Here is a 15258-nt window from a genome sequence, read left to right as displayed (position 1 = left end):
AAGAACAATAACCTAGTAAAATACTAAACTATAGCCACCCACGCTAACGCTTATGACTGCATCCAATAACGTCCACCTGCACGAAATCAACAAGTTCGGCTCGCAAGCCGAGCGCTGGTGGGATCCGCAGGGCGAATTGAAAACCCTGCACGACATCAACCCCCTTAGACTCCAGTTCATCCGGCGCTTTACCGACCTGAAAGGCACCCGGATCGTCGACGTCGGTTGCGGCGGGGGCATTTTGACCGAAGGCCTGGCCAAAGAAGGCGCGGATGCGCTCGGCATCGACCTGAGTGCAGAACTGCTCGACATCGCCGACCTGCACAGCCTCGAATCCGGCATCCGTACGCAGTACCGCAAAATCAGCGCCGAAGACCTGGCTGCGGAGCAGCCGGCCGGCTTCGATCATGTGACCTGCATGGAAATGCTCGAACACGTGCCCGATCCCGGCTCGATCATCAACGCCTGCGCAACGCTGGTCAAACCGGGCGGCATGGTGTTCTTCTCCACTTTGAACCGCAAGCCGAAGGCCTATCTGCTTGCGATCGTTGCGGCCGAGCACGTGTTGAAGATGCTGCCGAAAGGTACCCACGAGTACAAAACCTTCATCAAGCCTTCCGAACTCTGCCAGTCGGCGCGCAACGCCGGCCTGCAGCTGAGCGGTATGGTCGGGATCGAATACAATCCGCTGACCAAGCGCTTCAGTCTCGGCAAGGACATCGACGTAAATTATATCGCCGCTTTTCGGCGATCCGAGTAAGCGCGATGGAACTTGCCTGCGTATTGTTTGACCTGGACGGCACTCTGGTCGATACCGCGCCCGATCTGATGCGCTGTCTGAACCTCTCGCTCGCCCGGCACGGCTTTCCGGAAGCCAGCGGCACTGCGGTCAAACCGTTCATTTCGTTCGGCGCCCGCGCCATGATCGCTGCCGGCCTGACCGAACCGGTCGCTGGCGGCGTTCAGGAAACACTGCTTGCAACGATGCTCGACTGTTATGAACGGCATATCGCCGATCAGTCGAGCTTCTTTGCCGGTATCGAAGACACGCTGGCGCAAATCGAAGCACAAGGCCTGAAATGGGGCGTCGTGACGAACAAACGCGAGCGTTTCACGAATCCGTTAATGGCGGCCTTGAAGCTGACCGGCCGCGCCGCCTGCATCGTCAGCGGCGACACGACCGCTTATTCGAAACCGCATCCCGGGCCCATGCTGGCCGCCTGCGAACAAGCCGGAGTAAAACCGGAGCAGTGCGTCTACATCGGCGATGCGGTTCACGACATTGCCGCCGGCAAAAACGCCCATATGAAAACACTCGCCGCAAGCTACGGCTATTTGAAGCCCGGCGACCTGCCGGAAACCTGGGGGGCCGACTCGGTGATCGATTCACCCCTGCAAATTACCGACTGGATAGGAGCGCATCGATGCCGCTGAGCCATCAAGTGATACTGATTACCGGCGCGGGAGGCGGCCTCGGCGCCACCGCCGCGCTGACGCTCGCCAAGCACGGCGCGCATGTGATTTTGCTCGACAACAAGATTCCGAAACTCGAAGCGGTGTACGACAAGATCGTCGAGGCAGGCGCCCCCGAACCGATCCTGTACCCGTTCGACCTGGCCGGTGCGAGTGAAAACGATTTTCAGGAATTGGCCAACCGGATCGACGAAAAATACGGGTCGCTGCAGGGCTTATTGCATTCGGCTGTCGAATTCAGCGGCTTTACGCCGATTTCGCTGCTCGGCACCAAGGAATGGGGACATGCGCTGAACGTAAACCTGAACGGGCCGTTTCTGCTGTGCCGCGTGCTGCTGCCGGTACTGCAGAAGAGTCCGCACGCCTCGATCGTATTTACCTCCGACTCGTCCGCCCGGAACGCCCCGGCTTATTCCGGTGCTTATGGCGTCTCCAAATTCGCAGTCGAAGGGCTCGCCAAAATTTTGGCCGAAGAACTGGAAAGCGCCGGCAAAATCCGGGTCAACATCATGGTGCCCGGCCCGGTCGACTCCCCGCTCCGCAAAAAAGCCTATCCCGGCGTCGACAACACCAAATTACCGTCGATGGAGTCCCTCGCACCGGTCTACCGCTATCTTTTCAGCCCGCAGAGCATCGGCGTGAACGGCCAGGTGATCGATGCGCGGACCTTCCATCTTTAAAGCACTTTTATGACAGAACGAGAAGCCTTTGTCCTAACCCGCGACGTGGACGTAATCACGATCCCCGACGGCGTTCCCAGCACGTTGAAGAAAGGGGAAACGGTCGTGATTCACCAATCGCTGGGCAACAATTATACGGTGGTGACCGAATACGGGCATATGGTCCGGATCGACGGCAAGGATGCCGACGCACTCGGCAAGGAGGCGCACGAACTGCATACGCTGGTGTCCGACACCAGCCCCGAAGCGGTCGAAAAAAACTGCTGGGAAGTGATGAAAACCGTGTACGATCCGGAAATCCCGGTCAATATCGTCGACCTCGGGCTGGTATACTCCTGCAAGGTCACACCGGTCGGCGAACATCTGAACGATGTGCATATCCGGATGACGCTGACCGCCCCCGGCTGCGGCATGGGCCCAGTGATTCAAGGCGACGTCGAAAGAGGTATCCGCGCGCTGCCGGGCGTCGATCATGTTACGGTCGAAATCGTGCTCGACCCGCCCTGGTCGCGCGAGATGATGTCGGAAGTCGCGCAGTTGCAGTTGGGCCTTTACTGATCCTTACTCTCGGCGGGGCCGCGAAGACACATCTATCCCTCGTCAAGGCGCCCCGATCTTCCACACCCCGCCGGTCGTACCGAAAGGCAGACCTGTTCTGTTGCCCAACACGTAAAGCTCGCCCTGAGCATCCTGTCCAAAACCCAATAAAAATAGACCCAGCCCCTGCTGGCCTTGGATCCGCATTTCCGCCAATCCGCTCTTGCGGGCTCGCTGGCCAACGGCGATGTTTCTACCGCTCAAGAATAACAGCCGTCCTTCCTGAGCGGAGGGCTTGGCGTAATCGCCGAATACATAGCGCCCCCGCAAACTCCAGATGTTGCCGCCGCGATATACAAAGCCGCCAACCACGGCCGTACCGTCGTCATGATCGTATTGGGCGACCGGCGCAGTCATGTCGGTTGACGGACAATTGCCGGGCCGGCTGACGAATCCTGCCTCATCCCCGTTAGCGTTGAAGCAGAAAGTGCCTTCACGGACCGGCCAGCCCAGATTGGCTCCGGGCCGGATCACATCGACTTCCTCGATATCGTTCTGGCCTGCATCGCCTGCAAAGAGCGCGCCGTTGGCGCTGTCGAAGGAAAAGCGGAAGGGATTGCGCAAGCCGTAAGCGAAAACCTCGTCACAGATCCCGTCGGCACAGCCGGCCTGTCCGCCCGGCGAACCGCTCGCGAAAGGGTTGTCGGCCGGAACCGAATACTGGCGATTGGGCGCGCTCCGACCATTCGGGTCGATGCGCAGGATCTTGCCCAGCACATTGCCACGATCCTGCCCGTTGCCTTGGGAACTATGGCCTACCCCTTGATCATCGGCATTGCCGCCGTCTCCGGTAGAGATATATAACATGCCGTCCGCACCGAAATTGAGCGCACCGCCGTTATGATTGAACTGGGGTTTGTCGATGCGGAGAATGACCCTGGAACTGCTGGTATCCACCAAGGCCAGCGGATTTCCCGGCGCCGCTACCCGCCATTCCCGAACGACGCTTTGATGATTGGGCGATGTTCCGGAAGGAAGGGTGGAAAAATCGGCCGGATCGCCTGTAGATTCCGAAGTGAAGGTATAGAGAAGCCCATTTGTCTGATAACCGGGGTGGAAAGCGAGGCCCAGCAAACCGCGTTCATCGAACGTATTGGGCCCTTGAGAGCCCAGAGGAACCAGTATCCCGCTTAAATCCGCGAATACCGCCTTTTGTCCATTGACCAGATCGATGACCCAGATGACCCCGTTCTGGTCGGCCACAAACAAACGGCCGGCATCGCCTGGCGCGGCAACTCCCCAATTGGGCGCGGTGAGTCCTTCCGCGACGGGAGTCAATTTGATATTGACGTTTCCTTTTCGGATGCGGGATTTAATCGGATTGTCGAGCTGTTGTGGGGGGGGCGCATTCGCATCACGAACAATCACGGTGCCGGTCATACCCATCTGCCAATGGAGAGCACAGAAATAAGGAAAGCTCCCGGCCTGGTTAAAGGTCTGGTCAAAGTTGAAAGGGATGCTTTGAACTCCGGAATCCCAGCGTCCGTCTGGAGTTCCGGAAACGCCTGAAGTCGTCGTATGACTCTCCTCGATCCAGTTCCAGTGCACCGTATCGCCGACTTGCACGCTCACCGTCTTCGGTGCGAATACAAAATCCCGCACACTGACCTCCACAGTGGCGGCGGCCGAAATCCGGCAAAAGAGCCAGAAAATGCAGTATGCCGATAAAAAACGCGGACTGTATCCTGGCCTGTCGATGAACTTTTGAATCATCATTACGCAACTCCTGCCGGCGCAGTTAGGGCATCCGGCGTAACGCAGAATATTAAAGGACGCTTGATCCGGCGGAATCGGCGAAAGATAAGTAACATGAAGGAGAACCTGGCGCCATCATGCGGATCGCCTGGCGACAAATAGAGGCGGAAACTCTACCGATCCGTAATTGTCAGGATTTGTCGATATGCATGGAATATAACGGGAAAAGAAACAATGCGAGCGGAAAATAAGGATAGCGAAAGGATACCGAATGGATATCCTATCTCTCGTGAGAAAATCGCTTCCGGTATCCGGCGCCGCCGGGTTTTGCTTGACCGGGAAGCGTTACGCGGCCGTTCTCCTACTCCTCGACAGCAAAGTCGAGAATCTCTTTCAGCTTTTGGTTCATTGTTTCCAAGAAACGATTCAATTCGGGATTGTCCGAATCGGTCGGTAACAGGTGAGTCCTGACGATCGTCTTGCCGTCCTGCCGATACATTACGACATTACAAGGCATATACTTTATCGCTTCCGGTGCCATCTTCAGCATTGTCCTCGCATGGGTCAGGTTGCAGAACTGGATCGTGTCGAAATCCGGAAAATCCTTGTCGCCGCGCTCGCGGATCACTTTACCGACCCGGCTGTGTGCTGTTATCCTGAAATTGTTTTCCGCAATCGCGCTTTTCAGCTCGTCGAGTACTTCGTCGTAGGGCTTTCGCGTCTCGACCTGGTAGTAGTACACATACTCGCCGGGCACCGGGGCGCCGCCGTTTATCCCTGCGCAACCGGCAAGGAATAACAGGCTGATCAAAATCACGGCACATCGGAACATGGTCAAAACGAAAAGTGAACAACCGTCACAGCTTAACATTATGCACGATCGAACAACAGTGGCAGGGGTGATTCTGGCGGGAGGTCGGGCACGCAGGATGCACAATCAGGACAAAGGGCTGATCCTGTACCGCGGCCGTCCCCTGGTCTGTTACGCGATCGACGCGCTGGCCGGCGCAGTCTCCGAAATTATCATCAATGCCAACCGCCATCTCAACCGATACCGTGCTTTTGGCCGGCCGGTCGTGCCTGACCTGACCGCCGGTTTCGACGGGCCATTAGCGGGCATCCTGGCTGCGATGCGGCATACCGAAGCGGAAGTCCTGGCGGTGTTGCCCTGCGATTCGCCGCTGATTCTGGCCGAACATGTAGACAAGCTGCTCGCGACAAGGGCAGAGCACGACGCGGACATCGCGGCCGCGCACGACGGTGAGCGCCTGCATCCGGTTTTCCTTGCGCTCAAAACCGATTTGAAAGACAGCCTGCAAGAATATCTGAGCCACGGCGGCCGTAAAGCCGACCGCTGGCTCGAACTGCATCGGCTCGTGCCGGCCGATTTCAGCGCCACACCGGAGATTTTCGCCAACGTGAATACGATGGCCGAACTGGCCGCGCTGGAGGCCCAAAATGAACGGTAAAGCCTTGCGGATTGGTTCGGCGCTCCCGGAGGGGCAAGCGCAGCCCTTCTTTCCTCACCGGCGCCCATCTGTTTCTCAATAGCCCGGCGCCTGAATAAAATATCAAGCAACGGATTTCGCCGGCCCATTCCTGTAACAGCACTATAGACTTGCCGATCTGCCCGATTTTTAAAAATCCTGTCAGGTTTGCAACCGAAAACTTATTTTTTCTAATCACCCGATTTGTTCGATCCGATAAAAATGGAACTACATGCACACCCGGACCCGAGCCGGCGTATTGCCGCCGTGCAATCGCCGATCATTCCTGTCGTCGGCGCCTGGACCCGCGACAATCCCGGCACGCTTTCGCTCGGCCAGGGTATGGTTTCCTATCCGCCGCCCGACTCGGCCCTCGACGCGATTCGCGATTTCGGCAGGCAAGCCGAGCAGCACCTTTACGGTTCGGCATTCGGTTATTCGCCGCTTTTAGACTTGCTCCGGGACAAGCTGCGCCGGGAAAACGGAATCGATACGGACACCGGCACAGGCGTGATGATTACCGCGGGCTCGAACATGGCGTTTCTGAACGTACTGCTTGCGATCGCCGATCCCGGCGATGAAATCATTCTGCCCCTGCCCTATTATTTCAACCAGGAAATGGCAATCCGCATGCTGGGGTGCCTTCCGGTTGGCGTACCGACCGACAGCGCCTATCAGCTCGACGTCACTGGCCTGCGTGCAGCGATCAACGAAAAAACCCGCGCGATCGTCACCATTTCGCCGAACAACCCGAGCGGCGCGGTCTATCCCGAAGCCGCGCTGCGCGCCGTCAACGCGCTGTGCCGCGCATACGGGCTGTACCACATCAGCGACGAAGCCTACGAATATTTTACCTATGGCGAAGCCCGGCATTTCTCGCCGGGCTCGCTGCCCGGCGCCGCGCCGCATACGATTTCGCTCTACTCGCTCTCGAAAGCCTACGGCTTTGCAAGCTGGCGGATCGGCTACATGGCCTATCCCGAAGCCTTAACACCATCGCTGCTGAAAATCCAAGATACCAACCTGATCTGTCCGCCGCTGGTCAATCAGATCGCCGCCGCCGGCGCGTTAAGAACCGGCGCCGATTATTGCAAAAACCGCCTGCCGGAGCTGGCTGCGAAACGCGAACAGGTGATCGCCCGGTTGCAGCCGCTGAAGGGCTTGTGCGAAATCCCGGAGCCCGAAGGCGCCTTCTATCTGCTGCTCAAGATCGATACCGGAAAAAACGACCTCGAATTGGCGAGAATGCTGATCGACGACTTCAAAGTCGCCGCCATTCCAGGCAGCGCGTTCGGATTGGCCGACAATCCCTGTCTGCGTATTTCGTACGGCATGCTGGATCAAACGCAACTCGATGCCGCCATCAGCAGGTTGATCAACGGGATTCGACGATTGACGATGTAAACGCCCGCTGTATTTCTGAAAACGCCTTGCATGACAGTTCTTCTTATATCTTGAAGCAGAAATGTTGCGTCCGTTCATTCGGCAATTCCCCCTCTGCCTTAACGGTACTGCCCCCGGTTCGCCCGCTTCATTTCTTATCCGAAACTTTTATTTATGCTCAACCATCAAATTGATTATTTCTGCTCTTTTTACAATATTGAAATTTCAATAACATAATTTTTTGTCACTTTTATGATCTTTTTACTTCGAAATTCAATTGTGTTAATCTGGGTGGACCACTTATGAACAACGCGAAAAATCCCTTCGATTGTTCTAATTTTTTAGCCAGAGAGACAAACATGACTGAATCCGGCGCTAGCCATGCCGAAGTGCAAGATATCATCGCCAAGCTGAAAGACCTCCCCGGCGCGCTGTTACCGATCCTGCACGGCATCCAGGACAAGCTCGGTTATATCCCGGCCGCCACTATTCCCGACATCGCTAAGGCGTTGAATCTATCCCGCGCCGAAGTGCACGGGGTCATCAGTTTTTACCACTATTTTCGCGAGACACCGCCCGGAAAAACCACCGTCCACATTTGTCGTGCCGAATCATGCCAGGCGATGGGAGGCAAGCAACTGGAGGCGCATGTCAAAAACAGACTGGGTATCGATTATCACGAAACCACCGCGGACGGCGCTTTCTCGCTGGAGCCTGTCTATTGCTTGGGGCTTTGCGCCGCCTCGCCGTCGATGCAGATCGGCGAGCAGCTTTACGGACGCGTCAGTGCGGACTTGTTCGACTGCGTAATCAAGCCTGAGGAGGCATCTGCATGATTCACAAAATTTATATTCCGGGTGATGCAGCTGCCGTTTCATTGGGCGCAGACCGCGTTGCGGCGGCCGTCGTACAAGAAGCCGTGAAACGCGGCATTCAGATTGAATTAGTCCGCAACGGCTCGCGCGGGCTTTTCTGGCTGGAACCCTTAGTCGAAGTTGCGGTCACTAAAGGACGGATGGCTTACGGGCCGGTGCAAGCCAAAGACGTCGCCGGATTATTCGATGCCGATTTTCTGAACGGCGGCAATCATTCCCTCGCACTGGGCCTGATCGAAGAACTCCCTTATCTAAAAGCTCAACAGCGCTTGACGTTCGCACGCGTTGGAATTACCGACCCGGTGAGCCTCGACGATTACCTCGCTCACGAAGGCTACCGCGGCCTTAAAAACGCGCTCGCCATGTCCGGCGCGGACATCGTCAAGCAAGTCACCGATTCGGGCCTGCGCGGCCGCGGCGGCGCGGCGTTTCCGACCGGAATCAAATGGAACACGGTGCTGAACACTCCGTCCGAGCAAAAATACATCATTTGCAATGCGGATGAAGGCGATTCGGGCACCTATTCCGACCGAATGGTGATGGAAGGCGACCCGTTCGTCCTGATCGAAGGCATGACGATCGCCGGTATCGCGGTCGGCGCAACCCAGGGCTATATCTACCTGCGCGTTGAATATCCGCATGCTCATAAGGCGTTGAATGCGGCGATCTCCAAAGCTTACGAGGCAGGCTACCTCGGCGACAATATTCTGGGCAGCGGTAAAAAATTCGACCTGGAAGTACGCCTCGGCGCGGGCGCTTACATCTGCGGCGAAGAGACATCGCTGATGGAAAGCCTCGAGGGCAAGCGCGGCCTGGTCCGCTTCAAACCGCCCCTGCCGGCGATCAGTGGCCTGTTCGGCAAGCCGACTATCGTGAACAACGTCATTTCGTTGGCCTCGGTGCCGATCATTCTGGACAAGGGTGGCAACTACTACCGTGACTACGGAATGGGCCGCTCACGCGGCACGCTGCCGTTACAACTGGCCGGCAATATCAAACACCCGGGACTGGTCGAAATTGCGTTCGGGATGACGCTGCGCGAACTGCTCTACGATTTCGGCGGCGGCTCGGCGAGCGGGCACCCGATTAAAGCCGTTCAGGTCGGCGGACCTCTGGGCGCCTTCCTGCCCGAATCGCAATTCGACACTCCGCTCGACTATGAAGCGTTCGCGGCGATTTGGGCCGTGCTCGGCCACGGCGGGGTAATCGCGTTCGACGATACGGTCGACATGGCCGAAATGGCGCGCTACAGCATGGAATTCTGCAAGATCGAATCGTGCGGCAAATGCACGCCGTGCCGGATCGGCTCAACCCGGGGCGTCGAAGTGATCAGCGACATCATCGAAGGACGCGATCTTGCAAAGAATGTGCCTCTGCTGCGCGATCTCTGCAATACGTTGCTTAACGGCTCCCTGTGCGCTCTGGGGGGCATGACGCCTTATCCGGTACTCAGTGCCCTGAACCATTTCCCGCAAGATTTCGGTATCGCCGGCCAAGCCGACGCCGCCTAATAAGACGCCGCCTGATAATAAGAGGTATTCGCTATGTCGCTCGATAAAGAAAAAGATTTCGGCACCCCAGCCAGACAATCCGATCAACTGGTCAATCTGGAAATCGACGGATTTCAGGTCACTGCACCTGCCGGCACATCGGTTCTGCGCGCAGCGGCCAGCATCGGCATCGATATTCCGAAGCTGTGCGCGACCGACAGCATCGAGCCGTTCGGCTCCTGCCGCTTGTGCGTGGTCGAAGTCAAAGGCATGCGCGGCATGCCCGCCTCCTGCACCACGCCGGTCGCCGAAGGCATGGTCGTCACGACCCAGAATAAAAAACTGGCCGATGTGCGCCGCGGCGTCATGGAACTCTACATTTCGGATCATCCGCTCGACTGCCTGACCTGCGCCGCGAACGGCGACTGCGAACTGCAGGACATGGCCGGGGCGGTCGGCCTCCGCGAAGTACGCTATAATCCTGCCGGCGAAAACCATCTGGGCGCAGTCAAGGATCAAAGCAACCCGTACTTTACATTCGATCCGAGCAAATGTATCGTCTGTTCGCGCTGCGTGCGTGCCTGTGAAGAAACTCAAGGGACCTTCGCGCTAACGATCGACGGCCGCGGCTTTGCCTCGAAAATTTCACCTAGCCAGAACCAGTCTTTCATGGATTCCGAATGCGTCTCCTGCGGCGCCTGCGTCCAGGCCTGCCCTACCGCGACGCTAATCGAAAAATCGGTGATCGAACACGGCACACCAGAACATGCGATCGTAACCACTTGCGCCTATTGCGGGGTTGGCTGTTCGTTCCGCGCCGAAATGAAAGGCGATCAGGTAGTCCGGATGGTACCGCACAAAGACGGCAAGGCCAACCATGGCCATTCTTGCGTGAAGGGCCGTTTCGCATTCGGCTATGCGACTCATAAGGACCGGATCACTAAACCGATGATCCGCAAGAGCATCAAGGACCATTGGCAGGAAGTCAGCTGGGAAGAAGCGATCAGCTATGCCGCCTCCGAGCTGAAACGGATCCAGGCTAAATACGGCCGCGATTCAATCGGCGGCATCACTTCGTCGCGCTGCACGAACGAAGAAACCTATTTGGTACAGAAACTGATCCGTGCCGGCTTCGGCAACAACAATGTCGACACCTGTGCACGCGTCTGCCACTCCCCGACCGGTTACGGGCTGAAGCAGACTTTCGGCGAATCGTCCGGCACTCAAAACTTCGACTCGGTAATGAAGGCCGATGTGATCATGGTAATCGGTGCGAACCCCACCGACGGCCATCCGGTATTCGGCTCGCAGATGAAAAAACGCCTGCGCCAAGGCGCGAAGCTGATCGTAGTCGATCCGCGCGAGATCGATCTGGTTAAATCGCCGCATGTCAAGGCTTCGCACCATTTGAAACTGCGTCCGGGCACCAACGTCGCTCTGATCAATGCGCTTGCGCACGTCGTGGTCACCGAAGGCTTCATCGATGAAGCCTTTATCGAGGGACGTTGCGATCTCGAGTCGTTCAACAAATGGCGCCGCTTTATTGCCGACGAACGTCATGCCCCCGAAGCGGCCGAAGCAGTGACCGGCGTACCGGCCAGCGAAATCCGCGCCGCCGCTCGTCTTTATGCGAATGCAGGAAATGCTGCGATCTACTACGGCCTCGGCGTCACCGAGCACAGCCAGGGCTCAACAACCGTGATCGGCATCGCGAACATCGCAATGGCAACCGGCAACCTCGGACGCGAAGGCGTCGGCGTGAATCCGCTGCGCGGCCAAAACAACGTGCAGGGCTCCTGCGACATGGGCTCGTTCCCGCACGAATTCCCCGGTTACCGCCATGTTTCGGACGATGCGACACGCAAGCTGTTCGAACAAAACTGGGGCGTCCCGCTGCAAGGCGAGCCCGGTCTGCGCATTCCAAACATGTTCGATGCGGCCGGCGACGGAAGTTTTAAAGGCCTGTACGTCGAAGGCGAAGATATCGCGCAATCGGATCCGGACATCCAACACGTGCATCATGCGCTGGAATCGATGGAATGCATCATCGTGCAGGATCTGTTTCTAAATGAAACTGCGAAATTCGCGCATGTATTTCTGCCCGGCTCCTCTTTCCTCGAGAAAAACGGAACCTTCACGAATGCCGAACGCCGGATCTCGCCGGTACGCAAGGTCATGGCGCCGCTCGCAGGTTATGAAGACTGGCAAATCACCCAGATGCTGGCAAATGCGATGGGCTATCCGATGAACTACAGCCATCCATCCGAAATCATGGATGAAATCGCCCGGTTGACGCCAACCTTTACCGGTGTCAGTTACGATAAAATCGACAGCCTCGGCAGCGTTCAGTGGCCGTGCAACGAGGCCGCGCCGGAAGGCACACCGACCATGCACGAACATCAATTCATGCGCGATAACGGCAAGGGCTTGTTCATGCTGACCGAATACATCGCGACGCACGAACGCACGACCCGGATGTTCCCGTTAATCCTGACCACCGGCCGGATCTTGTCGCAATACAACGTCGGCGCACAAACCCGTCGCACCGGTAATGTAGCCTGGCATGCCGAGGACCGTCTCGAAATCCATCCTCATGATGCGGAAGACCGCGGCCTGAAGGACGGCGACTGGGTCGGCGTCAAGAGCCGTTCCGGTGAAACTGTGCTGAGAGCGCTGATTACCGACCGTGTTCAGCCGGGCGTCGTTTACACGACTTTCCACTTCCCGGAATCTGGCGCAAACGTAATCACGACCGACAATTCGGACTGGGCAACCAACTGCCCCGAATACAAAGTCACCGCCGTGCAGGTCACCAAAGTCAGCCAGACTTCGGAATGGCAGCAAAACTATCAGGCATTTTCCGAAGAACAACTGGAACTGCTCGCCAAGGGATAAGCATGGCCAATGTCGTGATGCAGCCGCTTTCGCCCGAGCTGGGCTGGCCGAGTTACCAGCAAAGCCGGGTCGAGCGCTGGCGCGGCCAGCAGCACAGCATCCAGCAGGATTATATTGCCGAAGAAGTGCCGGTGTCGCTGGTTTACAACGGCCAGCCGCATGTAGTGATGCTGATGACGCCGGCTAATATCGAGGATTTTGCGCTCGGATTCAGCATAACTGAAGGCATCATCCAAGATCCTGCCGAACTGCTGTCGATTCATGTCTATAACCGTTCGAATGGAATAGAAGCACGCATTAAAATTCCCGAAGCACGTTTTGCCAATCTAGCCGACAAAGGACGCAATCTGACCGGCCGGACCGGCTGCGGACTCTGCGGCGCGACGACCTTGCAACAGGCGGTGCGTGACACCAAAATGGTCGGCGGCGATTTGCAATTGGCCGCTGGCGAACTGTTCGCAGCACTGAACGAAATTCGCCAGCAACAAACACTGAATCAACTGACCGGTGCAGTGCATGCGGCCGCATGGATTTTGCCGGGACAAGGTATCCAATACCTTCGCGAAGATGTCGGCCGCCACAACGCACTCGACAAATTGATCGGCTTGTTATTGCGTCTCGGCAAAAACCCGGCTTCCGGATTCCTGCTCATGACCAGTCGGGCCAGCTACGAATTGGTACAAAAGGCCGCCAGCGTCGGCATTACTCTGCTGGCAACCATGTCCGCACCGACCGGATTGGCCATTCGCCTTGCCGAAGAAGCCGGCATGACCCTCGTCGGTTTCGCCCGGGATGATCAGCACGTCGTCTACAGTCGCCCCGAACGGCTGACCCATACCATTTATCCTACCCTGATTACCTGATAATTGAGCAATGCACATCGAAAAACTGATCAAAATGGCTAACGATATTAGCGATTTCTTCAATTCGGAAAGCGATAAGGAACTCGCGGCCGAAGGCGTTAAAAATCATATAAAAAGATCTTGGGATCCTCGAATGAAGAACCAGATCATTGCTTACTGCCAGCAAGACGGCAAAGAATTAAGCCCTCTGGCACAAAAAGCAATACAGAAACTGGCCTCCTGATCCTATAGCACTAACCAGAACTTTTTCCCGAAGAAGTTGGATTAACCTACACGACGGATAATCCAACTCAACGCGTTCCCCCGCAATAAACTTAAAAGAAATTCTCAACAAACTCTCACCTTCCATAAGGAGCCCCATTAAAGCGAAGCTTTCTCATTCGCGATCAAAGGCCCGGCAGATCTCCCCTCAACCGATAAAAAGTTAATTGCCAAACGGTCGACGATCAGGGTCTGCTCGATGAAATCCGGCTCTTTTCAGTACATTTCTGGTTCGAACCTACGCCTCAGACAATGCCCGGATTATCCTCACTGAAGGCAAATGAATTCACTCCTTCCTGTGTATCCGACAGATACAAAATTTCAGACAAAAAAAAAGGAGGACCTCGGTCCTCCTTTTTTGATAGCGGCGGAAAGAGCTCTTTTTAGAAGCCTAATCCGACATAACCGCCGGCGGTGAAACCGTCGGTATTGACGCCGTCCCCTGCACCGCCAGTCAAATGGTAACGACCGTCGACACCGACATACACGTCTTTCCAGACTTTGTAGTCAGCACCGGCGCCAAACATCACGCCTGGGTTGAATACGGTGATCGATTCAGACGGCGGGCTGATGATGTGCAGACCCAAACCGACCGGAATGATCCACGGTCTGAAATCACTGCCTTTCATGAATTTGATTTTAGGAGCCGCGGTCAGAGACAATTGAGACACGCTAACTTCGCGCGTTGGTCCCAAAGCGCCGGTGGCCAGGAAAGTAGGATCCTGTGCAAGAACGTTGCCCTGGGTCGCAGTAGCAAATTCTTTCCATTCGAACATCAGTTCGGCCAATACTTCGGTGTTGTCCATCAAGCCGAACAGGTCGTCATTGACGCTGAAATCAAAACCAGCGCCGATGTACCAAGCGTCATTGTCGCCGTTTTGACCTGGCAATCCCAACTGGCTGCCGGCTACATCGCTGTAGATCGAAACGCCGTCGCGTTTGTGATCGTTTCGTGCATAACCGCCACGGAAGAAAACCATGTTATCCTTGGTTTCAACCTTAACCGGTGCGGATTTAACTTGCTGCATCCATTGATCCAGCTCTTGAACTTTTTCGGAATCGGCTCGAGGTGCGTTGACTTGGGCGCGCAGGCTGGCCAATTCGTTTTGAACCGCCTGCAATTGCGCTTCCAGAGCATCCGCTTTGTTGCTTGCGGCTTCGGCAACGCGCTCCGCTTTCGAGTGGGCCTGCACTTCCGGCGCGGCGGCAACGCCTGCCAGAGTCAAAGCCGCTGCCGCAATAGCGCAGGGTGTATAAATTTTCTTGCTCATTTATTCCTCCTCATGAGGTTGTAATTTTACAAAATTTTGCTTTGAAACAACAAAGCGTATTCCACGGCGTAATAATAGCAATAATACCCTCCCATTACAAGTTTTTATGTTAATTTTTTTATCATATTTTTTACTTTAAAAACAAAAACTTAAATGACTTTGGCAAAAAGAATATTATCATTGTACGCCTAAAACAACAAAATCGGCGGTCAATTTCCGTGATTGCAACATAGTTGTTGGAAAGACTTTCTATTCTCTACTAATCTAAAAAGTAATTTCTAATAAACT

The 15258-nt window shown here is 56.0% G+C and carries 14 protein-coding genes; 11 read left to right on the top strand and 3 right to left on the bottom strand.

The window, feature by feature from the left end:
* Positions 1-52: 52 nt before the first annotated feature.
* Genes ubiG through sufT form a run of 4 tightly spaced genes read left to right on the top strand, consistent with a single transcriptional unit; the run spans position 53 to position 2711 of the window.
* Positions 53-760 (top strand): bifunctional 2-polyprenyl-6-hydroxyphenol methylase/3-demethylubiquinol 3-O-methyltransferase UbiG, encoded by a 708-nt coding sequence (gene ubiG / locus JJL52_RS04660; protein ID WP_202051232.1) that lies wholly within the window; start codon positions 53-55, stop codon positions 758-760.
* A gap of 5 nt (positions 761-765) precedes the next feature.
* Entirely contained in the window at positions 766-1434 is a 669-nt protein-coding gene (locus tag JJL52_RS04655) for an HAD family hydrolase (protein WP_202051231.1), read from the top strand.
* A complete protein-coding gene (locus JJL52_RS04650; protein ID WP_202051230.1) occupies positions 1425-2153 on the top strand; it encodes an SDR family NAD(P)-dependent oxidoreductase in 729 nt (242 codons plus the stop codon). Before JJL52_RS04655 ends, JJL52_RS04650 begins: the two co-directional genes overlap by 10 nt.
* Positions 2154-2162: 9 nt before the next feature.
* Positions 2163-2711, top strand: coding sequence for a putative Fe-S cluster assembly protein SufT (sufT, locus tag JJL52_RS04645; RefSeq protein WP_202051229.1), 549 nt, complete (start codon positions 2163-2165; stop codon positions 2709-2711).
* 42 nt (positions 2712-2753) lie between these two features.
* Here sufT and JJL52_RS04640 read toward each other — a convergent pair whose 3' ends face one another.
* The gene (locus JJL52_RS04640; protein ID WP_202051228.1) at positions 2754-4466 is read right to left on the bottom strand and encodes a PQQ-dependent sugar dehydrogenase; all 1713 of its coding nucleotides are present in this window, start codon (positions 4464-4466) and stop codon (positions 2754-2756) included.
* A gap of 340 nt (positions 4467-4806) precedes the next feature.
* The gene (locus JJL52_RS04635; protein ID WP_202051227.1) at positions 4807-5277 is read right to left on the bottom strand and encodes a DUF302 domain-containing protein; all 471 of its coding nucleotides are present in this window, start codon (positions 5275-5277) and stop codon (positions 4807-4809) included.
* A gap of 40 nt (positions 5278-5317) precedes the next feature.
* Between JJL52_RS04635 and mobA the strand changes: the two genes are divergently transcribed.
* From mobA to JJL52_RS04600, 7 genes are all read left to right on the top strand, one after another.
* Positions 5318-5914, top strand: coding sequence for a molybdenum cofactor guanylyltransferase MobA (mobA, locus tag JJL52_RS04630; protein WP_202051226.1), 597 nt, complete (start codon positions 5318-5320; stop codon positions 5912-5914).
* 240 nt (positions 5915-6154) lie between these two features.
* Positions 6155-7336 carry a pyridoxal phosphate-dependent aminotransferase gene (locus JJL52_RS04625; RefSeq protein WP_202051225.1) on the top strand — a complete coding sequence of 394 codons (1182 nt, stop codon included), beginning with the start codon at positions 6155-6157 and terminating at the stop codon, positions 7334-7336.
* Between the two features lie 338 nt (positions 7337-7674).
* Entirely contained in the window at positions 7675-8151 is a 477-nt protein-coding gene (locus JJL52_RS04620) for a formate dehydrogenase subunit gamma (protein ID WP_202051224.1), read from the top strand.
* Complete coding sequence (locus JJL52_RS04615) at positions 8148-9701, top strand: formate dehydrogenase beta subunit (protein ID WP_202051223.1); 1554 nt, start codon at positions 8148-8150, stop codon at positions 9699-9701. Before JJL52_RS04620 ends, JJL52_RS04615 begins: the two co-directional genes overlap by 4 nt.
* A 33-nt stretch (positions 9702-9734) precedes the next feature.
* The gene (gene fdhF, locus JJL52_RS04610; protein ID WP_202051222.1) at positions 9735-12575 is read left to right on the top strand and encodes a formate dehydrogenase subunit alpha; all 2841 of its coding nucleotides are present in this window, start codon (positions 9735-9737) and stop codon (positions 12573-12575) included.
* Between the two features lie 2 nt (positions 12576-12577).
* On the top strand, positions 12578-13438 hold the full coding sequence (gene fdhD, locus JJL52_RS04605; RefSeq protein ID WP_202051221.1) for a formate dehydrogenase accessory sulfurtransferase FdhD: 861 nt from the start codon (positions 12578-12580) through the stop codon (positions 13436-13438).
* Positions 13439-13448: 10 nt separating this feature from the next.
* On the top strand, positions 13449-13661 hold the full coding sequence (locus tag JJL52_RS04600) for a formate dehydrogenase subunit delta (protein WP_202051220.1): 213 nt from the start codon (positions 13449-13451) through the stop codon (positions 13659-13661).
* Positions 13662-14082: 421 nt separating this feature from the next.
* Here JJL52_RS04600 and JJL52_RS04595 read toward each other — a convergent pair whose 3' ends face one another.
* Positions 14083-14970, bottom strand: coding sequence for a putative outer membrane beta-barrel protein (locus JJL52_RS04595; RefSeq protein WP_202051219.1), 888 nt, complete (start codon positions 14968-14970; stop codon positions 14083-14085).
* Between the last annotated feature and the right edge of the window lie 288 nt (positions 14971-15258).

Source organism: Candidatus Methylomicrobium oryzae, from assembly GCF_016745425.1.
GTDB lineage: Bacteria > Pseudomonadota > Gammaproteobacteria > Methylococcales > Methylomonadaceae > Methylomicrobium > Methylomicrobium oryzae.
Note: the sequence above shows the minus strand (reverse complement) of the source record. Positions and strands in the feature narration are given on the sequence as shown.

Coding starts and splice junctions, on each gene's coding strand:
- JJL52_RS04650 (WP_202051230.1), top strand. CDS start 1,425: ATGCCGCTGAGCCATCAAGTGATACTGATTACCGGCGCGGGAGGCGGC.
- ubiG (WP_202051232.1), top strand. CDS start 53: ATGACTGCATCCAATAACGTCCACCTGCACGAAATCAACAAGTTCGGC.
- JJL52_RS04620 (WP_202051224.1), top strand. CDS start 7,675: ATGACTGAATCCGGCGCTAGCCATGCCGAAGTGCAAGATATCATCGCC.
- sufT (WP_202051229.1), top strand. CDS start 2,163: ATGACAGAACGAGAAGCCTTTGTCCTAACCCGCGACGTGGACGTAATC.
- JJL52_RS04615 (WP_202051223.1), top strand. CDS start 8,148: ATGATTCACAAAATTTATATTCCGGGTGATGCAGCTGCCGTTTCATTG.
- fdhF (WP_202051222.1), top strand. CDS start 9,735: ATGTCGCTCGATAAAGAAAAAGATTTCGGCACCCCAGCCAGACAATCC.
- JJL52_RS04640 (WP_202051228.1), bottom strand. CDS start 4,466: ATGATGATTCAAAAGTTCATCGACAGGCCAGGATACAGTCCGCGTTTT.
- mobA (WP_202051226.1), top strand. CDS start 5,318: ATGCACGATCGAACAACAGTGGCAGGGGTGATTCTGGCGGGAGGTCGG.
- fdhD (WP_202051221.1), top strand. CDS start 12,578: ATGGCCAATGTCGTGATGCAGCCGCTTTCGCCCGAGCTGGGCTGGCCG.
- JJL52_RS04635 (WP_202051227.1), bottom strand. CDS start 5,277: ATGTTCCGATGTGCCGTGATTTTGATCAGCCTGTTATTCCTTGCCGGT.
- JJL52_RS04600 (WP_202051220.1), top strand. CDS start 13,449: ATGCACATCGAAAAACTGATCAAAATGGCTAACGATATTAGCGATTTC.
- JJL52_RS04655 (WP_202051231.1), top strand. CDS start 766: ATGGAACTTGCCTGCGTATTGTTTGACCTGGACGGCACTCTGGTCGAT.
- JJL52_RS04595 (WP_202051219.1), bottom strand. CDS start 14,970: ATGAGCAAGAAAATTTATACACCCTGCGCTATTGCGGCAGCGGCTTTG.
- JJL52_RS04625 (WP_202051225.1), top strand. CDS start 6,155: ATGGAACTACATGCACACCCGGACCCGAGCCGGCGTATTGCCGCCGTG.